The following is a 25,145-nucleotide window of genomic DNA, read 5'->3' as shown; positions in this document are numbered from 1 at the left end:
TTCCGGCGTAAAAACGTGCCGGCGTTTTCTCCTTGCAATCAGCGACGCTCGCGCATCCGCAACCGGAGACGCCACGCCGAGACTATGGGATATGTTTGGAAACTGCCGGGGACGCCGGAGGTTCCCACATCCGGTAAATTTTGCGGCCGGGCTTCAGGACCGCACGATGAGGGGCGCAAGACCTTCGTGGCGGTGGTCGAGATAGCAGACCACGCGATCGCCTAGCCGCTCGAAGATGATATCCACCTTGGCGTCGCCGACGCCGATATGGCGGATCGACAGATTGTCGATGCCGATGGGCAGTTGCGGGCGTTCGACGCAGATCTCACCCGTCCAGCCGTCGATCCTGATGCCAAGGCAGGCCTGCATCAGCATGAAGGCGGAGCCGGCCGACCAGGCCTGCGGCAGGCAGGCAACGGGATAGGCGACCGGCGCTTCGCCCGGAGCGCGGGTGAAGCCGCAAAACAGTTCGGGCAGACGCATCTGGAACTGCACGGCCGCCTCGAACATGCCGCTCATCAGCTTCACCACGCTTGCCCGCTCTTCATAGCGCGACAGGCCTGCGGCACAGATCGCCGTGTCATGCGGCCAGATCGACCCGTTGTGATAGGACATGGGGTTGAAGGGCATCTCGTCATCGGCAAGGGTGCGTATGCCCCAGCCGGTATTGAGCGATGCGGCCAGAAGCTGGGTCGCCACCCTTTCCGCACGCTCGGGCGAGGGCAGGCCGACATAGAGCAGATGGCCGGCATTCGACGTCCGCACCGCGCATTGCGCCCCTTCGCCGTCGATCGCAAGGGCATAATAGCCCTGTTCCTCCATCCAGAACCGGCTTTCCACTGCGACGCGGATTTTTTCCGCCATCGCCTGCCAATGCTCGGCGCGCTTGTCCTCGCCACGGCGCTCGGCAAGCGAGGCCAGGCCTTTGTATGCGGCGAAGACATAGCCTTGCACCTCGACCAGGGCGATCGGCCCGGCGGGAATGCGCCCGTTGGCATGGAAGATCGCGTCGGCGCTGTCCTTCCAGCCCTGGTTGGAGAGACCGGTTTCGGCGGCGCGCTTGTAGGTCACGAAGTCATCGCCATTGCGGGCGCCGGCTTCCTCCATCCATTTTGCCGCCGCGCAGAGCGAGGGCCACATCTGGTCGACGAAATCCATGTCGCCGGTGCGGTCGGCGTAGGAGGAGGCGAGATAGATATAGAGCGGTGTCGTATCGACCCCGCCATAGTAGCGTCCGAAGGGCAACTCGCGCAGCACCGCCATCTCGCCCTTGCGGGTTTCGTGCATGATCTTGCCGGGCTCGGAATCGCTGAAAGGCGATGTCTCGGTCGATTGGTGCTCGGCCAGGAAGGCAAGTACCCCGCGCGCCAGGCCGGGCGTGAGCCAAAGCATCTGCAGCGCGGAAATCACCCCGTCACGGCCAAAGGCGGTCGAAAACCACGGTATGCCGGCGTAGGGATAGGGTCCGGTCCTCAGTTCGGTCGTGAGCAGCGCGATATCGGCGCGCGCGCGGATCAGCCAGTCGTTGAAGACACGACCGGAGCTGTGGACGGTGGCACCGTGCCGGCGCTTCGAGCGCATGGCAAAGCGCGCCCGTGCCGCCGCCGCACGAAATCGGTCACGATCGGGGGGCGCGAACTCCGCCCCGACTTCCACGAACAGTGTTTCGTGTCCTCGCCGGGCGACTTCGAATAGGAACTCGGCGTGGTCCGGCTCGATCAGGTCCGCGGGGCGGGAGAATGAGATTACCGATTGCCGGCTGACATCGTCGAGCCCGTCATAGCAGAACGAAACGCTGTGCGCATCGACCTCGGCTTCGTGCGAGCGGCCGCGGCGGCTGCGCGCGGTGCCGCGGACTTCGAACATGTCGCGAAAATCGGCCCCGAAATCGAGCCGCAGCGGAATCAGGATGTCGTGCCCGGAATAGTTCGAAAAAGCGATGCGCTCGAACATCCTGTCCTGCCACAGGAAACGGGTCCGCTCGATATGGACGACGCCCTGCGGCGTCTGTCTACCATCCGCCATGGTCAGCTGGAGGTTGGTGAGATTGGCGGTGAACATGATGTTGTCTTGCGACAGCGAAGCCCCCAGCAGGGAAGGCCGCCTGCCGCCGACAAAGAGCCGGAAGCTGGAAAGCACCCTGGTGTCGTTGCGAAACAGGCCGTCGCCTTTGCCGTTGATGTCGCCATGCCCGTCCGCGACGACGAAGCAGTCCTCATGCTTGAGCGCGAACTGGCGGTGCGGTTCGCGGGGTGCGGCTTCGTCCAGCGCCGCCAGGGCTATCGCCGGGTCGAGGTGGCGTTCATTCAGCTCTTTCATGATCGGTTCGGACCCTCTCGCTGCAACCGGACCCGGCGGCCATTGCGGCATAGATCGCCTCATAGTCCCTCGCCATGCGCGTGGCCGAGAAACGCTGCTCGAAAACCCTGCGCACCTCGCGTCGATCAAGGCGATCAAGCATGCCGACGCATTTCACGGCGCTGTCGACCGTATCGACCACGAAGCCGGTGACACCGTTGTCAACGATCTCAGGCATCGCGCCTTCGTTCCAGGCGATGACCGGCGTGCCGAAGGCCATCGCCTCGATGACAACCAGCCCGAACGGCTCGGGCCAGTCGATGGGAAACAGCAATCCTGCCGCGTTGCCGAGGAAAGCCGGTTTTTCCGTCTCATCGATCTCGCCGATAAAATCGACCATATCGTGATCGAGCAGCGGTTCGACCACTTCGTGAAAATAGGGCCGGTCGTCATCGCCGATCTTGGCGGCGATCTTCAGTCGCATCCCGCTTCGGCGCGCGATCTCGATCGCCCGGTCGGGACGCTTGTCTCGTGACAGCCGGCCGAGAAAGGCCAGATATGGTTCACCGATGCCACGCTGAGATTCAGGCAGCGGCTCATAAAGGTCCAGCGGCAAGCCGTGATGGACGGTGCCGACCCAATTGGCGGCAGGCAACGGCCGCCTTTGGCGGTTCGATATGGAGATCATCGGAAAGCCCTGCCAAAGCGCATAGGCCGGGGCGAGGTCGCTATAGTCGAGACGCCCATGCGGCGTGGTGACGGTGCACTCGCGCATATGCTCGAACATCGGGAAATGCAGGAAGTGGCTGAGATGAAAATGCAAGATGTCGAATTCCGCCGCGCGGCGCTGGACCTCATGCAGCATGGCCAGGTGCGCGGCGATTGCCGATTTCAGCGGCGACGGGTCGAGCCGCAGGGCCCGTTCACGTACCACCGCCAGCCTAGCGCTCGTCTCCGCCTCTCCGGTGGCGAAAAGCGTGACATCGTGGCCGCGTGCGACCAGTTCTTCGGTAAGGTAGGAGACAATCCGCTCGGTGCCGCCATAAAGGCGTGGCGGGATGGCTTCGTAAAGCGGAGCGATCTGGGCAATTCTCATAAGTCTGCGTGTCGGTAAAATCTGGCCGGCAACCAGCCCGGGTGCCAAGCGGGAAACCGACAGCGGCCGCTTTGGTTCCTCAAAAACCGGAAGATGCGCCGTGCAGCGGCCGTCGCCACGCCATCAAAGGGCTGCAAAAATACGCCGCAAATAAGATCCAAGCGTCGCCGCGCGTACGATCATGAGCACGATCATCGCGAGCCAGAGGCCATGGTTGCCCAGAAGCTGCTGGAGAGCGATGGCAGACGCCAGAAAGACAAGGGTGGAGACAAACATGCTGTTGCGCAATTCGCATGTCCGCAATGCGCCGATGAAGACGCCGTCCAGCATGTAGCTGCCCACCGAAACGAGGGGAAGAATGACCACATAGGGCAGGAATTCCGCCGCCGCCAGCTGCACCTCGTTCTGGTTGGTGAGCAATGAAACGATCGCCGGGCCTGCAAGCGCGTAGCAGGCAGCAAAAAGCGTGGCCACCAGCGCTGCCCAGAGGAAGGCCGCCTTGATGACGCGATAAAGTGTATCGCGGTTCCGGGCGCCGATGGCGGCACCGACAAGCGTTTCGGTGGCGTGGGCAAACCCATCCAGGCCATAGGACATGAAGCTGTGGAGATTGAGCAGCACCGCATTCGCAGCCAGGATCGCGTCGCCCTCGGCCGCACCGCTGCGGGCAAACCAGCCAAAGCATATCAGCAGGAAAAGGGTGCGCAGGAATATGTCGCGATTGACGGCAAACAGGCGCAGCAGCGCCGTTCCGTCAAGGATATCGCGCCAGGCAATAGGAAAGGCGGAGCCGAACGGCTTGACGATGACCAACCCGGCGGCGAAGGCGATCCATTCGGCAATGGCCGTGCCGGCACCTATGCCGGCGACACCCCAATCGAAGACGAATACGAGGGTGAGGGTGGCGATCAGATTGATGAAATTGAGGGCGACCTGCAGCAGCAGCGACACCGTGACCCGCTGCTGCCCAAGCAGATAGCCGAGCAGCACGAAATTGCCGAGAGTGGCCGGAGCCGACCAGATGCGCGCGGAAGAATAGGCGGCCGCGCTTTCCTTGACCGCATCGCTGCCGCCCAGAAGCGTCAGCCCGATGTTGATGAGTGGCGTCTGCAAAAGGATGATGGCGGTGCCGCCGGTCGCGGCAACCAAAAGGGCGCGCAGGATATGCTTGCGCATCAGCACGGCATCCGATGCGCCCCAGGCCTGGGCGATCAGTCCCGTTGTCGCCATGCGCAGGAAGCCGAAGCTCCAGAACAGGAAATTGAACAGCACGCCGCTCAGCGCCACACCGCCGAGATACCAGGCGCCGGGCAGATGGCCAGCAACGGTGGTGTCGACCAGCGAAAGGATCGGTTGCGCCAGATTTGCCAGGATGATGGGAAGCGCCAGCGTGAGCATGCGGCGGTTCCAGTTCACCTGAGCCGCCACGGACCCCGACACATTCATTCTCCACAGGCTGCTCAATCAGCCCGGTCTTTTCCGCACTGAACTTTTCGTCGCGAGCCTATGCCGTGTTCGCGCCGCCGCCACAAGACGCGAAAGCCCCCGACCGAGGTTGTCTGTGTCCTCATGGACCCAGTTTCAGCCAATCTGTCATTCTGCTCTGGAAATTTGCGGCGCAAGACGCTAGGTAAGGCGCGTGCGGGACGGCCCGCACCTAAGGACGTTCGGGGACGGCCCCATTGATTTCGGAGATCCGAAGTAATGGTTGGCCAATTTGCCCGAACTCTCTCTTCACAATCACCATTCATTATGCCCGAGCCCGGCTTCGCCCACCGGGAGCAATCACGCGCGGCTATGCGTGATTGACGGCCGACGGCCGATACCCTCTCTTTCCAGACAAGGAAAATCTAGCATGGCATGGATCTATCTGTTTTTTGCGGGCCTGTTCGAAGTCGTCTGGGCCTCGACTATGAAGCAGTCCGAGGGCTTTACCAAGCTGACGCCGACAATCATCACCATGGTCGCGATGTTCATCAGCTTCGGGCTCCTGGCACTGGCGATGCGGACCCTGCCTCTGGGCTCCGCCTACGCCATTTGGACCGGCATTGGCGCGGTTGGAGCATTCATCGTTGGCCTCGTGTTTTTCAGCGAGCCAGCCACGATCTTCAGGATTGTCAGTGTCTGCCTGATCGTTGCCGGCCTGACCGGCCTGAAACTCAGCTCCGGGCACTGACGGCCGACGTCGGCCGCTTTCTCCAGCATTCGCACTCTCGCAACCTTTCGTGTCTATTTTCCAACACATGACGACCGAAAATTGCATCGAGCCGAATGCCGGCGTCTGGCTTCGCGCTTCCCTATCGCCGGACAATCCCCTACATTGCGGCCCTTCTGCGGGGGCGGGAGTTAAGTGTGCGGCGTGCGGGACTGTTGCGCAAAGCCTATCTGACCGCGTCCAGGATGCTTGAGTGAGAGTTCCGAAATCTAAAACTTCCCGGCGCCTTTGCCTGCTTTTAGGCACAAGTCTCGTCAGCAGCATGGTTGCTCTGGCGCCCGCACCGGCGTTCGAGCTGTTCGGCCTCAAGTTTTTCGAGGGTAAGAAGGCCGACGCCGAAGAGGTGATTGGTGATCCGCAAGCTTATTCGGTCGATGTCGCCGTCTCGGGCGAAGACAGCGACATCGAAAAAAAGCTCAAGGGTGCGTCGACCTTATGGAAGGACCGCGAAAAGCCGGCTTCGGGCGCCGCCGGGCTTCTGGCCAAGGCGCGCGGTGACTACCGCCGGCTGTTGGCCACACTCTACAGCGAAGGCCGCTATGGCGGCACGATCAGCATACTGGTGGATGGGCGTGAGGCTGCCGACCTGCCGCCCGATACCGTTCTGCCCGACCCGGCAGCCATTCATGTCTCGATCGACCCCGGCCCGGAATTCCTGTTCGGGCAAACCAGCATCGTCAATCGAGCGCCGCCGCCATCTTCGCGCCGTGACGAGGTGAAACTGCCGGAGGACGAGGGATTTGCGCCCGGACAGCTTGCCCGTTCCGGCGTCATCCTGCAGGCAGAACGTCTCGCCGTCGAGGCCTGGCGGCAGCAGGGCCATGCGAAGGCCAGGGTGGCGAGCCGCAGCGTCGAGGCAGCGCATGATCGCGACATCGTCGATGCTACGCTGACGCTAGAGCCCGGCCGCAAAGCCTATTATGCGCCTGTCACCGTCGAGGGCACCGAGCGGATCGACCCGAAATTCATCGCCTGGATGACGGGGCTCGAACCGGGGCAGGAATATGATCCTGACGATCTCGACCGCGCCACCAAAAGGCTGGGGCGGCTCGACGTCTTCCGCGCCATGCGCTTCCAGGAAGGTGACGAGATCGGCGCCGACGGATTCCTGCCGATGAACCTGGTGGTGCAGGAGCGTCTGCCGCGGCGTTTCGGCGTCGGCGCCAGCTATTCCACGCTGGATGGTGCCGGCTTCGAAGCCTATTGGCTGCACCGCAACCTGTTCGGCAGGGCCGAACGTCTTCGTCTCGAAGCCAAGGTCGCCGGTATTGGCGAGACCCTGGACCCGGCCGACTTCACCTACCGGATCGGGGCGACCTTCCTGAAGCCGGGCGTCTATACGCCCGACACCGATTTCGTCGCCTCGCTGATCGGCGACCGGGAGGTGCTGGAGCCCTATACCCGCACCTCGGTCAATGCCGAAGTCGGCTTCACCCATATGTTCACGCCGGAGCTTTCAGCGCGCTTGTTGCTCACCGGCGGCGTTTCGCGCTTCGATGACGATGTCTTCGGGAGACGAGAATTCGCCAATATCGGCCTGCTTGGCGGCGTTATCTATGACAGTCGCGACAACAAGGTCGACGCCACGGAAGGCTATTATTTCGAAGCCACGCTCGAACCCTTCTACGAATTCAACTACGGCAATGCCGCTGCGCGGATGACCGCCGAGGCCCGCGCCTATTACGGCTTCGGCGAAGACGATCGCATCGTCGCCGCGGGCCGCGTGAAGATCGGCAGCATCGGCGGCGCGCCGATCGACGAGATCGCGCCCGACAAGCTGTTCTTTGCCGGCGGCGGTGGTTCCGTTCGCGGCTACGCCTATCGCAATATCGGCTTGCCGGGCCCGGATGGCACGATAACAGGCGGACGCTCCCTGATCGAGGGCTCTGCCGAGTTGCGCGCCAGGGTGACCGACACAATAGGCCTCGTCGGATTTATCGATGCCGGCTATGTCGGGGCCGACACATTCCCGCATTTTTCGGAGGATCTGCGCCTGGGCGCGGGTGGGGGCCTGCGCTATCTCACCGGTCTCGGACCGATCCGGCTCGATGCGGCCGTACCGCTCGATCCGCGGGACGGCGACCCAGACGTCGCTTTCTATGTCGGAATAGGACAAGCGTTTTGACCCGGATCTTTCTGGCCATCGCCCTTTTCTTACTTGCCCTGCCGGCCCTTGCGCAGGACGAGCAGGCCGACCGCTCCTATTTCGTCGGCTTCGTCGAGGATCAGCTTTCCAGCCCCAACCGCCAGATACGCATCAACAATATCCAGGGCGCTCTCTCCTCCAATGCCACCATCGGCGAGATCACCATCGCCGACCGGGAGGGAATCTGGCTGCGTATCACCAATGCACGCATCGTATGGACGCGCTCCGCGCTGCTGCTGGGGCGGCTGAATATCGACACGCTCGCCGCCGATCGCATCGACGTGTTGCGCAAGCCGCTGCCCGACGAGAGTGCGCCGGCTCCCGAGGCAGGGGGATTCCGGGTGCCGGAACTGCCGATTTCCATTTCGCTTGGCGCGCTCGAGATCCCGCATGTCACTTTCGGCGAAGACGTGTTCGGGTTGGCGTCGGAAATGGCCATCACCGGCCGGCTGCAACTCGCCGGCGGCTCGCTCGACACCGCCCTTAACGTTACACGGCTGGATGGCCCAGGCGGCCAGCTCACCCTGACCGCCGCCTATGCCAATGCCAGCCAGGTGCTCAATCTCGATCTCAAGCTCGACGAACCGGCAAATGGCGTCGTTGCCAACCTCCTCAATATAGAGGGCCGCCCGCCGGTGGCGCTCGCCTTGCAGGGAGAGGGGCCGCTTGCCGAGCTCGACCTTGCTCTGACCCTTGATGCCGACGCCCAGCGTGTACTGACAGGCACCACCCGGTTGCGCCGGCAAAGCGACGGGCTTGCCTTCAACGCCGATGTCGAAGGCCCGATCGCACGGCTGATCTCGCCGAGGTTCCGTTCTTTCTTTGGAACCAATACGACGCTGCAGGCAGCCGGCTCCGTCAAGGATGGCGGAGGAATGGTCCTCGACAATCTCGACCTGCAAAGCGCGGCTCTCAAGGTTAAGGCAGCGGCACAAACTACAGCCGATGGTTTCCTCCAGCGGTTGACGCTCGATGCCAGCGTCGACAATGGCACGGCCGAGAAAGTGCTTCTGCCGCTTCCGGGCGAAAACACTGTGCAGCGCGCGGCCGTGAAGCTCGCTTTCGGCGATAGCGCGGGTGAGGAATGGACCGGCTCGGTCCAGATAGACGATCTTTCGACGGAAACCTTTTCATCGAAGTCGGTGGAAGTGCTTCTTTCGGGTCTGGCGCAGAACATCGCCACGCCGGCGGAACGCCGGATCACGTTTACGGCCACTGGCGGTGCGTCGGGCGTCACCGCCACCCGTGCCGATATCGCCGAAGCGCTTGGCGACCGGGTCACCCTCGACATCGGCGGTGACTGGCAGGCCGGGCAACCGGTCAAGCTGGCCAAGGCGCTGCTTGCCGCCAACGGCCTCAGCCTGTCGATGGAAGGCGATATTGCCGAATATGCCTTCAATGGCGACATCGGCATCAAGGCAAGCGCGCTGGCACCTTTCTCCGCCCTTGCCGGGCGAGACCTGTCCGGCGGCATCGATCTTGCCGCCAAGGGCGAGGTGAAGCCGCTGACCGGCGCTTTCGACCTCGCGCTGGACGGAACCGCCACCGGTCTTGGCATAGGCACCCCTGCCGCCGACAATCTTCTGGAAGGCCAGACCCGCATTACCGGCGGCATCGCCCGCGGCGAAACCGGTCTGATGGCGCGCCAGTTGCGCATCTTCAACGACCAGGTCGAGGTGACGGCGGATGGCAGCTTCGCCACCGGCGCGTCCGACTTCAACTTCGATCTTGCAATCAGCGATCTGGCGCTGGTGTCGGAAAAAGCTGCCGGCAGGCTGGCGGCCAAGGGACGCGCCAGCGGCAGCGATGGCCTCATCGGCCTGACCTTCGGCGCCGAAGTGCCCACCGGTTCTCTTGTCGGCAAGACGCTGCGGGAAGCGGTGATCGGCTTTGAAGGCACGCTGCGCGACAAGGACCTCAACGGCCAGCTGACCGGCAATGCCTTTCTCGACGGCGTCAGGGTCGAACTGGCATCGGCATTGGCCGTTTCGGAAAATGAAAAGCGCCTCGGCGACCTCGCATTTACCGCCGGTGGAGCGAAGATCACGGGCGACGTGACCCAGACCAGGGAAGGGCTGATCGAGGGCAAGCTGGTGCTCGACGCCGCCGACATCTCGACCGCCGCTGCCCTGCTGCTTCGCGAGGCGACCGGCGCCGTCAATGCCGATATCGCCCTCAGCCATCGCGGCGGCAAGCAGAACGCCGCCATCAGGGCCGATGCCAACGGGGTTGCGGTCGACACGATCAGGCTCGGCAAGGCCAATCTCGACGCCACGCTGGAGGATATCTTCAACGTCCCCATCGCCAATGGCACATTGGGCGCAAGCGACGTGTCGGCTGCCGGCATCGACATCGCCACCTTGCAGGCGACGGCCCGCCAGGAATTCCAGACCACCAATTTCAGCGCCGATGCGACGCTGAAGAACGGCACCACGGCTTCCACCACCGGAGCATTGTCGCCCGTCGAAGGCGGTTACCGCCTCGCCTTGCGTGATTTGGAGGTCCGGCAAGGCAATCTGGCAGCCCGGCTGGTCGAGCCCGCCGCCCTCCAGATGCGTGGCCAGAGGATCGGCATCGATAATTTGCTGCTCGATGTGGGCGGCGGGCGTGTTAGTGCACGCGGAGAGATTGCCGACCGGCTCGACCTGGCCGTGAACATAACGGATCTGCCGCTGGCGATCGCCAATACGATCAAGCCCGATCTGGCGCTTGCCGGAACCCTCAACGGCACGGCCAATATCGGCGGCACCCGCGCCCAGCCCGATATAAGCTTTTCGGCACAGGGCCGTTCACTTGCCGCCGCCGCATTGCGGCAGGCAGGGCTGCGCTCGATCAACCTCGACGCCGAGGGCACTTCCACCACGAGCCGGCTCAATGTGAAAGCCGCCGTCACCAGCCCGGAAGGCCTGCGTGCCACCGTCAACGGCGCGGTGCCGCTCGACAAGGGCGCTATGACGCTCGACGTTGCCCTCGAAGCATTTCCGCTGGCAGTCCTCAACGCGGTTGCCCCCGGCCAGGAGCTTGGCGGCACATTGTCGGGCACGGCCAGGCTGACAGGTACATTTGCCGACCCGGCTGCAGCCTTTACGCTGCGGGGCGCCGGGGTGCGTGCTGCAGCGCTTCAATCGGCAGGTGCCGCACCGCTTGAGATCAACGCGACAGGCAATTTCACCGGCAGGGTGCTGACGCTGTCTTCGGCCGAGGCCAACGGGCCGCAAGGGCTATCCGTCTCGGCCAGTGGCCGCCTGCCGGTTTCCGGCACCGGCGTGGAGCTTTCCGTGCGCGGCGAAGCCCCCTTGGCGCTTGCCAACCGGTTCCTCGCCGAGCGCGGGGCGCAGGTGAGCGGAACGCTGCAGGCGAATGCCACCGTTTCCGGCAGTCTTCAAAATCCCGTCATTCACGGAATGTTCTCGACACAGGGTGCGGAATTCATCGATCCCGAGAGCAACACCCGCCTGCGCTCCATCGCCGTCATGGGCACGATCGACGGTGATCGCGTCACGCTTCGCAACGCCTCGGCCAATCTGGCTGCGGGCGGTTCGGTTGCAGCCGCCGGCACCATATCGCTGGACGCGGCCGCCGCTTTCCCTGCCGATCTGCGCATCACTCTCAACGATGCCCGCTATGCCGATGGCAATCTGGTGGTCGCCACGGTCGGCGGTGTGCTGACTGTCACCGGCGGCCTGGCCCGTGACCCGCTGATTGCCGGCACGATTACCGTCAGCCGCGCTGAGATCACCGTGCCGGACAGTTTTGCCGGCGGGGCTGCAGCCCTCGACGTCAAGCATCGCAACGCCCCGGCAGGCGTTCAGGCGACGCTGAGACGGGCACGTGCCGACGACGGCACGCCGACACCGACCAGCAGGCCGAGCGTGGCGCGGCTCGATGTGACGGTGAACGCTCCTGCCCGCATATTCGTGCGCGGGCGTGGGCTCGATGCCGAGCTTGGTGGCTCGGTGCGGCTGACCGGGCCGGTCACCGATATCCACCCGGTCGGGGGCTTTGAACTCATCCGTGGCCGCCTCGGCATTCTCGGCCAGCGCATCACCTTCGACGAGGGCACGGTAACGCTGGTGGGCGACCTCGATCCGTTCCTGAACTTCGTCGCGCGTTCGGGCGGCAATGACATCACCGTCTTCATCACCGTCACCGGCAGGGCCTCCGACATCAGCGTGAAATTCTCCTCGCAGCCGGAACTGCCGGAAGACGAAGTGCTGGCGCGCCTGATCTTCAACCGCAGCATCAATGAATTGTCGGCCTTCCAGATCGCCCAGCTTGCGGCGGCCGCCGCCGAGCTTGCCGGCGGCTCCAACACCTCGCTGCTCGGCAGCCTGCGTGGCGCGACCGGCCTGGATGATCTCGATGTGGTGACCGATAGCGAGGGCAATGCGGCCCTGCGTGCCGGTCGTTATATCCAGGATAATATCTATCTGGGTGTCGAGGCGGGCGCCCAGGGCACGACGCGCGGTACGATCAATCTCGATATCACCGAGGATCTCAAGGCGCGCGGGGCGGTCGGCTCCGGCGGCGATTCGAGCCTCGGCGTCTTCTACGAAAAAGATTATTGAACCCTGTTCCGGCAAGCACGGCTGCGCATAAATTGGCGATGTCGAAGTTTCGCCTGCACAGGCATAGGCAAGCCCGCGCGATCAGTCTAATAGGGTCACCTTTGGCGATGCCCGCCCGAACGGAAACGCAAGACGGTCCAGAATTTGAGCTCCAGCCGTAGAAAGTCTGAAGTCGATCGAGGCGAGATCGTAGCCGTGATTCGGCGCGTTCTGGCCGAAAATGGCCGGGAATATGTTGGGTCCTATGCGATAGCGGCCGTTTGCATGGTCGCCGTGGCGCTCACGACCGCCTACCCCGCATGGATCATGCGCGACGTGATCGACGACATATTCTATCGCCAGCGCAGCGACCTGATCGTGCTGATCTGCGCATCGATCCTGGCGGCCTTCACCCTTCGCGGCGTGGCAAGCTATATGCAGGCCGTCATCCTGGCCAAGGTGGGAAACAATCTGGTCGCCCGCTACCAGAGGCGATTGTTCGACCATTTGATGAAGCTCGATGTCAGCTTCTTCACCGAGACGCGATCGGGCCATCTTGCCGCCCAGATCAACCAGAATGTCGGCGGCATCCGCGATCTGCTGTCGATGACGCTGACGGCTGTGGCGCGCGACCTGGTGTCGCTGGTGGCCCTGGTCACCGTCATGGTCATGCAGGACCCGCTGCTGTCGGTCATCGCGTTCCTTATCGGCCCGCCGCTCATCTATGCCGTCAACTATCTGATGCGGCGGCTGCGGCGTGTCACAAGGCAGGCGGTGGAGATCAATTCGCATCTGATAGGCTCCATGCAGGAAGCGACTCAGGGCGTGTCGGTGGTCAAGGCCTTCACCATGGAAAGCCAGCTTTCGCGCAAGATGAGCCAGCTCATCGACCATGCCGAGGAGCGCTCCAACAAGATCGCGCGCGTGTCGGAGCGATTGACGCCGATTTCCGAAATGCTGGCCGGTTTCGCCGTGGCGGGTGTCATCGCCTATGCCGGCTACCGCTCCACCCATGGCGGGTTGCTGCCGGGCTCGACCGTTTCCTTCATCACGGCGCTGTTGCTTGCCTACGATCCCGTCCGCCGTCTCGCACGCCTCCAGGTCGGGCTCGAGCGCTCGCTGGTCAATGCACGGATGATCTATGAGATCCTGGACATCGAGCCGCAGCAGGGCGACGCACCGGGGGCACCCGAACTGAAGGTGGACAAGGGCGAGGTCCGCTTCGAGAGGGTATCCTTCTCCTATGCGCCTGACCTGCCCGTGCTGAACGAAATCAGTTTCGTCGCCGCGGCCGGCAAGACCACCGCCATTGTCGGCGCCTCGGGAGCCGGCAAATCCACCATCACCGCACTGCTCGAAGGCTTCTACGATGTCGATAGCGGCTCGATCAGCATCGACGGACAGGACATATCCAAGGTCACCAAGGCCTCGCTGCGCAACGCGATCGCCTATGTCTCGCAACAGCCTTATCTCTTCGAGGGGACCATTGCCGATAATATCCGCTATGGCCGCGAAAGCGCGAATGATGGGGAGATCAGGCAGGCGGCCGATCTCGCTGCCGCCGACCAGTTCATCGGCCAGCAGCCGCAGGGCTATGATACTCTGGTTGGCGAAAACGGCGTGACTCTGTCGGGTGGCCAGCGCCAGCGCATCTCGATCGCCCGAGCCATCGTGCGGCAGGCCCCGATCCTGCTCCTCGACGAAGCGACCTCGGCGCTGGACAATGAATCGGAAGCACGTGTGCAAGAGGCGCTGGCCACGGTCATGGAAGGGCGCACGACCATCGTGATTGCCCACCGGCTTTCCACCGTGGTCAATGCCGATCATATCATCGTGCTGGAAGAGGGCCGGCTGGTAGAGGAAGGAACACACGACGCACTGATCACCAATCCGCATGGCGTCTATGCGCGCTTCCACCGACTGCAAAGCGGCAAGGGGCTCGGCCTGGTGGACGATACGAAACAGATGGAGCCCCCGGCCAAGGCTCCAGGGCCGGCACGGCCGACACGGAGAAAAACCGCATGAGCGATATGGGTCTTGTCATTGTCGGGGCAGGCGGCCGCATGGGCCAGACGCTGGTCCGCACGGTCCATTCAATGCCGGGTGCGCGGCTGGCGGGCGCAATCGAACGTCCCGGCTCGCCCTATGTCGGGCGCGATGCCGGCGAATTGGCCGGCATCGGCATCGTCAATGTTCCGATCACCGACGATCCGCTTCCGGCCTTTGCCAAGGCTGATGGGGTGATCGATTTCACGTCACCGGCGGCAAGCCGGGAATTTGCCGGCTATGCAGCCCAGGCCCGTATCGTCCATGTGATCGGCACCACCGGTTTCTCGGCCGAAGACGACGCTGCCATAGCCGCCGCGGCGCGGCACGCCACTATAGTCAAATCCGGCAATATGAGCCTTGGCGTCAATCTGCTGGCAGAGCTGGTGGAGCAGGCTGCCCGGGCGCTCGGGCCGGACGATTTCGACATCGAGATCCTCGAAATGCATCACCGCCACAAGGTCGATGCTCCGTCCGGAACCGCGCTTATGTTTGGCGAGGCGGCGGCAGCCGGCCGCGACATCAAGCTGCCGGACAACAGCGTGCGCGTAAGGGACGGCTATACCGGCCCCCGGCAGGCGGGCTCGATCGGCTTTGCCACGCTGCGCGGCGGCTCTGTGGTCGGCGACCATTCGGTCATCTTCGCCGGCGCCGGCGAACGCCTGACGCTTACCCATAATTCGGAAGACCGCTCGATCTTCGCCCGCGGCGCGGTAAAGGCCGCCCTTTGGGCCCATGGCCGCAAACCCGGCCTCTATTCCATGCACGACGTGCTGGGCCTGTCCTGAAGACTCGTGACGGACCAGCCTCCCCTTTCACCTTCAAGGAGCAAGTTATGACCGGAACCCTTGTGCTCGTGCGCCACGGCCAGAGCGAATGGAACCTGAAGAATCTTTTCACCGGTTGGCGCGACCCCGGCCTGACCGAGCGGGGCGTCGCCGAGGCCAAGGCAGCAGGCGCGAAACTTGCCGCGCGCGGCTTGAAGTTCGACATCGCCTTCACCTCCGCGCTGACGCGTGCCCAGAACACCTGCCAGTACATTTTGGATGCCACCGGCCAGGGCGATCTTGAGACCATCCGCAACGCGGCGCTGAACGAGCGCGACTATGGCGACCTCAACGGCCTCAACAAGGACGATGCGCGGGCAAAATGGGGCAAGGAGCAGGTGCATATATGGCGCCGCTCCTACGACACGCCCCCGCCCGGCGGCGAAAGCCTGAAGGACACCGGTGCGCGCGTATGGCCCTATTACATGCACGATATGCAGCCGCATGTGTTGCGCGGCGAAACCGTGCTGGTCGCCGCCCATGGCAATTCGCTGCGCGCGCTGATCATGGCGCTGGAGGGGATTTCGGGAGAGGAGATCGTCAACCTGGAACTCGGCACCGGCGTTCCCATTGTCTACAAGCTCAACGCCGATTCGACGGTGGCTTCAAAAGAGGTACTGGCCGGGTAAGGCTCCCGGCCCCGCGCTGGCAGGCGGCCATTTTGTCTCAACTTCGACCTGAAATGGTATTTCGGCAAAATGCGCGTTGACACGGTGACGCTGCCCGCTTACATCAGCGCCCACCAGCCCAGATGGCGGAATTGGTAGACGCGCACGGTTCAGGTCCGTGTGCCGCGAGGCGTGGAGGTTCGAGTCCTCTTCTGGGCACCATCATCCGCAGAGCCTGATTCATTCAGGCTCGCACCCTTATCTCCCTTTATTGAAGATCACGGCTGCGAGCGACAGGGTGTCGAGCGACACCGATCTGCTTGGGCTCAGGCAGCAATCCTGCGGCGATGAAGACAGGACAGGCATGGTCCCGGAGCCGGCCATGCCGATGCCGGCATCCGGCGCAAACATCGTCGAAATGATGTCGTTCCGCATACATTGCCGACAATTTTGCCTGAGCAAAACAGGCACGAGGCGTCCCCCCAAGGGTTCTCCGCAAAACCAAAAAGCCCCCGCCGTGGCGAGGGCCTTATTTGGTGCTGTCGAAGCTTGTTAACAGCCAGACCGCGTTTTCTGAACTGCTAGGCAGTAATTAGTACATATCATCCAACAATCAAAAATCAAAGCGTAAATACTTAATAGGAGAGAGACTATAAAAACAGAGGCGGATTCCTCTTGTGGAGGAATCCGCCCAGCAGATCAGAAGACGCCGTCTGACAGTAACTACATAGGTGGCCCATTCTGGTCAATCTGACATGAATGCACCTCAAGTAGCCTTCCGCTGCGTTGGAGGCAGCGCTTCTGTGGGTTGTAACTATGAGTTACGGCGTGTCGACACATTCAACTGTGGACGCTGGAGAGTCGGCACGACACCCACAATAGTAGATAATATTTACTGAGTCGCTTCGCCTGTCAAATTACATAAACTCATATGCCTTATATAGGTGGCGCATTTACTATATTAGCTTCATTTGACGTTCCCCAAAAAGTAAGCATTATACGAACAATTGTGAAGGTAGGGGGCGACATGACAGAGCGTGCATTTGCGTTCGATATTGGAACCAACAGCCTAGGCGGCTGTGTTTTCAAGCTAGATACTGACGGGCGCCCCATCGCTTTAGAACATATGCTTGTACGCATCTTCTCGGATGGCCGCGAGCCGAAATCCGGCAATTCGCTGGCCGAGGGGCGTCGCGTGGCGCGTGGCATGGCGCGCCGGCGTGACCGCTACAAGCGCCGGCGCAAGGCGGTTCTGCGCACGCTGACCGAATATGGCCTGATGCCGGCCGACCAGCAGGCGCGCAAGGAACTGCTGGCCGAAACCAGTGATCGCAGCCCGCGGGAGGCGGTCGAGCAAGCGCTTGCCGATGTCTACAATCTGCGGGCGCGGGCGCTGTCGGAAAAGCTGCCGCTGCATCATATCGGCCGGGCGCTGTTTCACCTCAACCAGCGCCGCGGCTTCAAGTCGAACCGCAAGGCGGATCGCAAAAGCAACGAGAAGGGCGCCATCGAGATCGGGGCCAATCGGCTGCATGAAAAAATGCAGGAGGCCGGCGCCCGCACGCTCGGCCAGTTCCTGGCCATGCGGCGCGCCAAAGGCGAATGGGTGCGCGTGCGTAGCGGCGCGCTCGGCGAGGAGGGCGCCGATGACGGGAGAAACTCAAAGACTACCTATGATTTCTATCCCGTCCGCAAACTGCTTGAAGAGGAATTCAATGCGATCTGGGAGATGCAGCAGCCATATTACCCTGAGGTGCTGACGGAGGATCGTCGCAGCCATCTGTTCAGGGTGATGTTCTATCAGCGGCCCCTCAAGGCGGCCATTGTCGGCAAATGCAGCTTCAATCCGGCTGAAACCCGTCTGCCCAAGGCGCATCCGCTGTTCCAGCAATTCCGGCTCTACAAGGAGGTCAATGAGCTGGAAATCGTGTTGCCCGACCAGTCCCACCGCAAGCTGACGCTCGATGAGCGTGATACCTTGGTGCGGCAGCTTAAAGGTATTCGGAAGACAACCTATAAAACGCTCAGGAAGACCCTCAAACTTTCTGGTTCGGAATTTCGCTTCAACAAGGAAACCGACAATCGCGTCGACATGATCGGCGACGAGGTTAATGCGGCGTTGTCGGACAAGAAGGCGTTCGGCAATCGCTGGGCGACCTTCTCCACTGACGAGCAATGGACGGTCATCGATCAACTGCGCGAGCAGGAAGATCCGCTTTCCCTGCATGAATGGCTGGTCGTAACCTACGGTGTTCCGGACGATGCGGCCGAGGTGGTGGCGAGCATCCATCTACCCGACGGCTATGGCCGGCTGGGCCTGACGGCTATATCGTCGATGCTGGAGGAACTGAAAGCCGACGTGATTCCCGAGGCGGAAGCGGCAAAGCGGGCAGGCTACGATCATGCCCTGGCGCCCACGGATGGTGATCTTGATCGGCTGCCCAAATACCAGGAAATTCTGGAGCGTCGCATTCCGCCGGGTACCGGCGAGCCCGACGACCCTTACGACGTCGCCAAGGGGCGCATCACCAACCCGACGGTGCACATCGCGCTGAACCAGATGCAACAGGTGGTGAACGGGCTCATCCGGCAATATGGCAAGCCGGAGCAGATCGCCATCGAGCTTGCCCGGGACTTGAAGCTTAACGAAAAAGAGAAAGCCGAAGTCAACCGCAAGATCGGTGAAAACACGCGTGCCGCCGCAAAGCGCTCTGAAAAGCTGCGCGAACTCGGCCAGAAGGACAATGGCCACAATCGCAACCTGCTGAAGCTGTGGGAGGAACTCAACCCGGACAATCCGGAGGACCGCGTCTGCATCTATACCGGCAGGCCGATCGGCATCCGCATGCTGTTTTCCGGCGCCGTCGATGTCGATCATATCCTGCCCTGGTCGCGCACGCTCGATGACAGCCAGGCAAACCGCATCCTCTGCGTGGTCGAGGCCAATCGCGTCAAACGCGATCGCGCGCCGGCCGAGGTGGCCGAATGGGCGAGCGATTACGACGCGATCCTGGAACGTGCCAACCGCCTGCCGCGTAACAAGCGTTGGCGCTTTGCCCGCGACGCGATGGAAAAATATCAGGACGAGGAGGACTTTCTTGCCCGGCAATTGACGGACACACAGTATCTGTCACGCCTGGCGCATGAATATCTTGTCGCGCTTTATCCCGCCGAGGAAGCCGATGGCGACGGTGTGCTGAAGCGCCGCCGGCATGTCCGCGTCATTCCAGGCCGCCTGACCGAGATGCTGCGGCGCAATTGGGGGCTGAACTCGATCCTGCCGGATCACAATTTCGCTGGCACCGCGCAGGCCAAGAACCGCAAGGATCATCGCCATCATGCCATTGACGCCGCCGTGGTCGGCGTCACCACGCGCAGCCTGCTGCAAAAGATCTCCACCCAGGCGGCCCTGCGCGAGACGATCGCGCTGGAGGAAACGGTTGCGGATATTCCCGAACCGTGGCCGACTTTCCGCGACGACCTCAAGGCCATGGTCGAGCGGATCGTCGTCAGCCATAAGCCCGACCACGGCACGCTGCCGAAGCCCGGTGAAAACGGGCGCACCGCCGGTCAGCTTCATAACGACACCGCCTATGGCATCACCGGCGAATGTGACGCGCGGGGAAACACCATCGTGGTACGGCGCAAGCCCTTCCTGTCGCTCACCGACAAGGACATCCCTAACATCCGCGATGATGAGTTGCGTCGCCGCCTCTATTCCGCCACCAGCGGCCTGACCGGCAGGGAGTTTGCTGCGGCGCTCGACTATTTTCGCAAGACCGACCAGAAATTCCATCGGATCCGCCATGTGCGGCTGACCGAATCCCTGTCAGTCATCCCGATCCGCGACAAAGAGGGCCGCGCCTACAAGGGCTATAAGGGCGACGCCAATTTCCGCTACGACGTGTGGGAATTGCCGGACGGCAAATGGGTCGCCGATGTCGTCACCATGTTCGACGCCCACCGGCCCGACCGGGACCCTCAGGCCGCCAGGCCGCATCCGGCTGCACGCAAGGTCCTGAGCCTGAAGCAGAACGACATGGTGGCCTATGAACACCCGAAGGACGGACTGACGATCGGCCGTGTCGTCAAATTCAGTACGGCCGGCCAGATTTATCTTGCCGGGCATAACGAGGCCGGCGCATTGAAGGCACGGGATGCCGATAAGGACGACCCGTTCAAATATTTTTCGAAGGCGGCCAGTGGGCTGCGTGAGATCGGCGCGCGCCAGCTCCGTGTCGATGGGACCGGGCGAGTGTTCGATCCCGGCCCGCAGGACCGGGAGACCCGGCTGGAGAGAAAGGCGAGGCTGGGAGATTAACCACAAAATACATATCTTCTGTGCACCTAGTGATTGTATATATATTATCATACAATTATGGAGCGTGTGGTCGATATTGAAACCGATGGGCTTTTCCTTGCTACGCATCGCGGCTTTCTGACCGTAAGCGAGGCGGGCGAGGAAAAAGGGCGTATCGCGCTTGATGATATCAGCGCGCTGATCGTGCATGCCCATGGCACGAGCTGGTCCAATTCGGTCATGCTGCGCCTGTCCGAGCGTGCGGTTCCGATCGTGATCTGCGGCACAAATCACGCACCGGTCGCCTGTGTCTGGCCCATGCAGGGCCATTACCAGCAGGGCGCGCGCATGCGTGCGCAGATTGGCGCTTCCCGCCCGCTCGGCAAGCAGATCTGGCGTCAGATCGTGGCGGCCAAGATACGCATGCAGGGTCATGTCCTGTCCTTGGCGGGAAAGGAGGCTGGCGCTTTTGATCTCCTGGCTCGCAAGGTGCGTTCGGGCGATCCCGACAATATCGAGGCGCAGGCCGCAAGGCGCTATTGGAAGGCTTTGTTCGGACCGGATTTTTCGCGTGATCGCACCGCAGACGGCGCCAACGCGCTCTTGAACTATGGTTATACCGTGCTGCGGGCCGCAGTCTCGCGGGCGGTTTGTGCGGCCGGTTTGCATCCGACCATCGGTGTGTTCCATGCCAACCGGGCCAATGCCTTTGCGCTTTCCGATGACCTGATGGAGCCCTACCGGCCGCTGGTTGATCGCATCGTGCTTGGAATGGTCGCCCAAGGAAATGTCGAGGTGACGAGCGAGGCCAAGCGTGAGCTGACGGCAATCACCACGCTCGATCTGGAGAATGGTGACGGCACCGTCTCGCCGCTCGGTGTCCAGGTCCAGCGTTTCGTCCACTCGGTTGCCACCAGCTTCGAGACAGGCAGTGTCTCGGTCGCACTGCCCAGCGGCAACGCAAGCTGCTCATCGGCATCGGCAACAAGCAGCTTAGCAGTTCAGAAAACGCGGTCCAGCGGCAACCGATTGGTGCCTTTCAGCACACCCTTGCCGAGCTTAGCAGTTCAGAAAACGCGGTCCAGCGGCAACAGGCGCGGCCTTCATGATGTGCCGCACAATAGCTTAGCAGTTCAGAAAACGCGGTCCAGCGGCAACACCGCTTGAACACGCGTTGGGCGGTGAATTAGCTTAGCAGTTCAGAAAACGCGGTCCAGCGGCAACGGCGAAGCGGCTGACCATAGGCTTCGCAGAAGCTTAGCAGTTCAGAAAACGCGGTCCAGCGGCAACAAAGCCAGGAGGCGCCCGTGGCGCGTGCGAAGCTTAGCAGTTCAGAAAACGCGGTCCAGCGGCAACGAAAGCGCCCAGTCATCACGGATCGAGCCTAGCTTAGCAGTTCAGAAAACGCGGTCCAGCGGCAACCAGCCACTGCAGGACACCGCCCATGCCGCGCAGCTTAGCAGTTCAGAAAACGCGGTCCAGCGGCAACTTTGGCGATCTGATGCCGATGAAGTATGGCAGCTTAGCAGTTCAGAAAACGCGGTCCAGCGGCAACTGCGGCCGGACGGTACCCGCGCGGCCGGCAGCTTAGCAGTTCAGAAAACGCGGTCCAGCGGCAACTATCGCGAAGCACGGCAGATGATCGGCGACAGCTTAGCAGTTCAGAAAACGCGGTCCAGCGGCAACGTTCTTTGCCTTGTTCAAGATTTCATCGAAAGCTTAGCAGTTCAGAAAACGCGGTCCAGCGGCAACTATCCGGGCCAGCGGTCAGCCTTGCGGCATAGCTTAGCAGTTCAGAAAACGCGGTCCAGCGGCAACGATCCGAATAAGTCAGATGAGGAAAACGCCAGCTTAGCAGTTCAGAAAACGCGGTCCAGCGGCAACTGATCGATATACTTCCACAATTCGGCCTTGAGCTTAGCAGTTCAGAAAACGCGGTCCAGCGGCAACTGGACGGGCTTTTTGCGTCTCTGCGGGAACAGCTTAGCAGTTCAGAAAACGCGGTCCAGCGGCAACTTGACGGCGACTTTCAGCTTGTCGGCGTTGAGCTTAGCAGTTCAGAAAACGCGGTCCAGCGGCAACCAACTGCGGACCTATGCGCTCGGCGCGATGAGCTTAGCAGTTCAGAAAACGCGGTCCAGCGGCAACGGCGCCGGAAGACGACCGCCTCGTCGACCTAGCTTAGCAGTTCAGAAAACGCGGTCCAGCGGCAACCAACCGCGGACCTATGCGCTCGGCGCGATGAGCTTAGCAGTTCAGAAAACGCGGTCCAGCGGCAACGGCGCCGGAAGACGACCGCCTCGTCGACCTAGCTTAGCAGTTCAGAAAACGCGGTCCAGCGGCAACCTGGCATCGTCACGGCAGAGCAGATCGCCCAGCTTAGCAGTTCAGAAAACGCGGTCCAGCGGCAACAGATAGGAACGGTAGGCGCGCAGAGGACCTAGCTTAGCAGTTCAGAAAACGCGGTCCAGCGGCAACGGAAGCGCAAAAGGTGAACTGATGAACAGAAGCTTAGCAGTTCAGAAAACGCGGTCCAGCGGCAACGCCGGTGCCATAAACCGTACCGGCGGGCTGAGCTTAGCAGTTCAGAAAACGCGGTCCAGCGGCAACACGTTGCTATTGACTGTCAGGGCATAGGCGAGCTTAGCAGTTCAGAAAACGCGGTCCAGCGGCAACAGTACGTATCTATTTACTGCCTCATTGGGCAGCTTAGCAGTTCAGAAAACGCGGTCCAGCGGCAACAAGAGGGACACGGCACGCCGTACGCAACGGAGCTTAGCAGTTCAGAAAACGCGGTCCAGCGGCAACCGTTGCCATAGACGGCAACGCCTACACGGAAGCTTAGCAGTTCAGAAAACGCGGTCCAGCGGCAACCTGAAGGCGAGTTGTTCACCGTTACACCAATAGCTTAGCAGTTCAGAAAACGCGGTCCAGCGGCAACAGGTCGGCAACCGGTTGTCTATTTCCCGGCTAGCTTAGCAGTTCAGAAAACGCGGTCCAGCGGCAACGCCAGCGGTTCGATGATTGCGGTTCGGCACAGCTTAGCAGTTCAGAAAACGCGGTCCAGCGGCAACTCGTTGATTCTCTGCTGCCAGAACTGCTTGAGCTTAGCAGTTCAGAAAACGCGGTCCAGCGGCAACGCCCGAAAGTGGTCAGAAGTAGGCTGGGTCAGCTTAGCAGTTCAGAAAACGCGGTCCAGCGGCAACTAGTGGTTGCCCTTTGCGTAGGCCCAGTTGAGCTTAGCCGTTCTGGCGCAGGGTTAGCCGCGTTCCATAGTGTTGCAAAATTTGCAGTGTCGCGGCCGGCCTTAATCGATGTCGAAGGAGACGCCTTGGGCGAGCGGCAGGGCGGTGGAATAGTTCACCGTGTTGGTGGCGCGGCGCATATAGGCCTTCCACGCATCCGATCCGCTCTCTCGGCCGCCGCCGGTCTCCTTCTCGCCGCCGAACGCCCCGCCGATCTCGGCGCCTGAGGTGCCGATATTGACATTGGCGATGCCGCAGTCCGAGCCCTCGGCCGACAGGAAACGCTCAGCTTCCTGCAGGTCACGGGTGAAGATCGAGGACGACAGGCCGGCCCCCACCGCATTATGCTCGCCGAGCACGGCGTCGAAGTCGGAATATTTCATGACATAGAGGATCGGCGCGAAGGTCTCCTCCGTCACCGGCGAAACCTGGCGCGGCATTTCCACGATAGCCGGGCGGACATAATAGGCCTGCGCCGGACCGGTCTCGACACGTTCGCCGCCGGTCACCGAGCCGCCGGCTGCACGTGCCTTGTCGAGCGCGGCCTGCATGCCGTCGAAAGCGGCCTTGTCGATCAGCGGCCCAACCAGCGCCGAGGTTTCCAGCGGGCTACCCACGGATACGCTCCGATAGGCTTTCTTCAGGCGTGGCACGAGTTGGTCATAGACGCTGTCATGCACGAACAGGCGGCGCAGCGTGGTGCAGCGCTGGCCGGCCGTGCCCATGGCGCCGAAGGCGATGGCGCGCAGCGCCATGTCAAGATCGGCCGACGGGCAGACGATGCCGGCATTGTTGCCGCCGAGTTCGAGGATGGCGCGGGCAAAGCGCCTGGCCAGCCTTGGCCCCACCTCACGGCCCATGCGGGTCGAGCCGGTGGCCGAGACCAGCGGCACCGTGGGGTGATCGACCAGCACCTCGCCGACGGCGCGGTCGCCGATCAGCACGGTGAGCAAATCGGCCGGCGCATCGGCGCCGAAGCGCATTGCCGCGCGGGCAAAGATCGCCTGGCAGGCCAACGCGGTCAGCGGCGTCTTTTCGGAAGGTTTCCACACCACCGCATCGCCGCAGACCAGCGCAAGCGCGGCATTCCACGACCACACCGCGACCGGGAAGTTGAAGGCCGAGATGACACCGACCACGCCGAGCGGATGCCAGGTCTCCATCATGCGGTGGCCGGGCCGTTCGGTGGCGATGGTGAGCCCATAGAGCTGGCGCGACAGCCCGACCGCGAAATCGCAGATGTCGATCATCTCCTGCACCTCGCCCTGCCCCTCGGAGGCGATCTTGCCGACCTCGATCGAGACCAGCCGGCCGAGGTCTTCCTTGTGGGCGCGCAACTCCTCGCCGAGCAGGCGTACCAGTTCGCCGCGGCGCGGCGCCGGCACCATGCGCCAGGCCTTGAAGGCCTCATGCGCAGCCTCGATCGCCCTGCCGGCATCGGCAGGCATGATCGTCTTCAGTGCCGCGATCTCTTCGCCCGTCACCGGGCTGTAGACGACAAGATCGCCGCCCGAAAGCGCCTCGGCGGCCACGCCCAGCCGCGAAAGAAGCTCGGAGGTTTCCTGCTGCACATTCATCTTGAAATTCCTTCCTGGTCTCGCGGCCGTCCGCCTGCACCTGTTCCTGGAGAGGTGCCGGGGCCGTTGCCTGCTGGAGTCTGCGGCGATGCCCATGTGCCTGGCCGCAATTATATGTCGATGGCGTAGCGTGCCGGCAAAGGCGCCGTCAACTGGCGACTTGGCTTAAAGAATTGAACAAAAAGACTGAAAGTGTCTCATCGGCCTATGGACGGCGCGTGATTGTTATGTTTGACTGTA

General features: G+C 62.2%; 11 protein-coding genes, 1 tRNA gene, 1 pseudogene and 1 CRISPR repeat array. Of the genes and pseudogenes, 9 read left to right on the top strand and 4 right to left on the bottom strand.

Translation table 11 applies throughout. The annotated features are described in order from the left end of the window. Positions 1-153: 153 nt before the first annotated feature. From EET67_RS11510 to EET67_RS11500, 3 genes are all read right to left on the bottom strand, one after another. On the bottom strand, positions 154-2,319 hold the full coding sequence (locus tag EET67_RS11510; RefSeq protein ID WP_128626319.1) for an amylo-alpha-1,6-glucosidase: 2,166 nt from the start codon (positions 2,317-2,319) through the stop codon (positions 154-156). Next, positions 2,303-3,394, bottom strand: a complete 1,092-nt coding sequence (locus tag EET67_RS11505) for a glycosyltransferase family 4 protein (protein WP_128626318.1) — start codon at positions 3,392-3,394, stop codon at positions 2,303-2,305. Before EET67_RS11505 ends, EET67_RS11510 begins: the two co-directional genes overlap by 17 nt. 123 nt (positions 3,395-3,517) lie before the next feature. Next, positions 3,518-4,834 carry an MATE family efflux transporter gene (locus tag EET67_RS11500; protein ID WP_210211117.1) on the bottom strand — a complete coding sequence of 439 codons (1,317 nt, stop codon included), beginning with the start codon at positions 4,832-4,834 and terminating at the stop codon, positions 3,518-3,520. Positions 4,835-5,249: 415 nt separating this feature from the next. Here EET67_RS11500 and sugE point away from each other — a divergent pair, with 415 nt between their 5' ends. The 9 genes and pseudogenes from sugE to cas1 form a co-directional block, all read left to right on the top strand. Further along, entirely contained in the window at positions 5,250-5,570 is a 321-nt protein-coding gene (sugE, locus tag EET67_RS11495) for a quaternary ammonium compound efflux SMR transporter SugE (protein ID WP_128626317.1), read from the top strand. A 301-nt stretch (positions 5,571-5,871) separates the two neighbouring features. Continuing rightward, positions 5,872-7,734, top strand: a complete 1,863-nt coding sequence (locus EET67_RS11490; protein WP_128626316.1) for an autotransporter assembly complex protein TamA — start codon at positions 5,872-5,874, stop codon at positions 7,732-7,734. Continuing rightward, positions 7,731-12,323 carry a translocation/assembly module TamB domain-containing protein gene (locus EET67_RS11485; RefSeq protein ID WP_128626315.1) on the top strand — a complete coding sequence of 1,531 codons (4,593 nt, stop codon included), beginning with the start codon at positions 7,731-7,733 and terminating at the stop codon, positions 12,321-12,323. Before EET67_RS11490 ends, EET67_RS11485 begins: the two co-directional genes overlap by 4 nt. A gap of 144 nt (positions 12,324-12,467) precedes the next feature. Next, the gene (locus tag EET67_RS11480) at positions 12,468-14,327 is read left to right on the top strand and encodes an ABC transporter ATP-binding protein (protein WP_128626314.1); all 1,860 of its coding nucleotides are present in this window, start codon (positions 12,468-12,470) and stop codon (positions 14,325-14,327) included. After that, the gene (dapB, locus tag EET67_RS11475; RefSeq protein ID WP_128626313.1) at positions 14,324-15,136 is read left to right on the top strand and encodes a 4-hydroxy-tetrahydrodipicolinate reductase; all 813 of its coding nucleotides are present in this window, start codon (positions 14,324-14,326) and stop codon (positions 15,134-15,136) included. Before EET67_RS11480 ends, dapB begins: the two co-directional genes overlap by 4 nt. A 47-nt stretch (positions 15,137-15,183) precedes the next feature. Then, positions 15,184-15,804 carry a 2,3-bisphosphoglycerate-dependent phosphoglycerate mutase gene (locus EET67_RS11470; RefSeq protein ID WP_128626312.1) on the top strand — a complete coding sequence of 207 codons (621 nt, stop codon included), beginning with the start codon at positions 15,184-15,186 and terminating at the stop codon, positions 15,802-15,804. A gap of 116 nt (positions 15,805-15,920) precedes the next feature. Further along, positions 15,921-16,005 (top strand) — tRNA-Leu (locus tag EET67_RS11465). 805 nt (positions 16,006-16,810) lie between these two features. Continuing rightward, positions 16,811-20,104 (top strand): type II CRISPR RNA-guided endonuclease Cas9, encoded by a 3,294-nt coding sequence (cas9, locus tag EET67_RS11460; protein WP_128626311.1) that lies wholly within the window; start codon positions 16,811-16,813, stop codon positions 20,102-20,104. A gap of 57 nt (positions 20,105-20,161) precedes the next feature. Then, positions 20,162-20,977: pseudogene (gene cas1, locus EET67_RS11455) on the top strand (type II CRISPR-associated endonuclease Cas1); the annotation flags it as partial. 96 nt (positions 20,978-21,073) lie between these two features. Then, a CRISPR array of direct repeats spans positions 21,074-23,289; the repeat unit is 36 nt; unit sequence AGCTTAGCAGTTCAGAAAACGCGGTCCAGCGGCAAC. Positions 23,290-23,390: 101 nt separating this feature from the next. Here the strand turns inward: cas1 and amaB are convergent. Next, positions 23,391-24,905: an L-piperidine-6-carboxylate dehydrogenase gene (gene amaB / locus EET67_RS11450; protein ID WP_128626310.1), complete on the bottom strand. Its 1,515-nt coding sequence runs from the start codon at positions 24,903-24,905 to the stop codon at positions 23,391-23,393. Between the last annotated feature and the right edge of the window lie 240 nt (positions 24,906-25,145).

Source organism: Borborobacter arsenicus, from assembly GCF_003934165.1.
GTDB classification, from domain to species: Bacteria; Pseudomonadota; Alphaproteobacteria; order Rhizobiales; family Rhizobiaceae; genus Pseudaminobacter; species Pseudaminobacter arsenicus.
The sequence above is the reverse complement of the archived record's forward strand: the minus strand, read 5'-3'. Positions and strand labels throughout refer to the sequence as shown.

Bases quoted from the DNA above. Each gene is read 5' to 3' on its own strand.
- EET67_RS11510 (WP_128626319.1), bottom strand. From the start codon at position 2,319: ATGAAAGAGCTGAATGAACGCCACCTCGACCCGGCGATAGCCCTGGCG.
- EET67_RS11505 (WP_128626318.1), bottom strand. From the start codon at position 3,394: ATGAGAATTGCCCAGATCGCTCCGCTTTACGAAGCCATCCCGCCACGC.
- sugE (WP_128626317.1), top strand. From the start codon at position 5,250: ATGGCATGGATCTATCTGTTTTTTGCGGGCCTGTTCGAAGTCGTCTGG.
- EET67_RS11490 (WP_128626316.1), top strand. From the start codon at position 5,872: ATGGTTGCTCTGGCGCCCGCACCGGCGTTCGAGCTGTTCGGCCTCAAG.
- dapB (WP_128626313.1), top strand. From the start codon at position 14,324: ATGAGCGATATGGGTCTTGTCATTGTCGGGGCAGGCGGCCGCATGGGC.
- EET67_RS11470 (WP_128626312.1), top strand. From the start codon at position 15,184: ATGACCGGAACCCTTGTGCTCGTGCGCCACGGCCAGAGCGAATGGAAC.
- cas9 (WP_128626311.1), top strand. From the start codon at position 16,811: ATGACAGAGCGTGCATTTGCGTTCGATATTGGAACCAACAGCCTAGGC.
- amaB (WP_128626310.1), bottom strand. From the start codon at position 24,905: ATGAATGTGCAGCAGGAAACCTCCGAGCTTCTTTCGCGGCTGGGCGTG.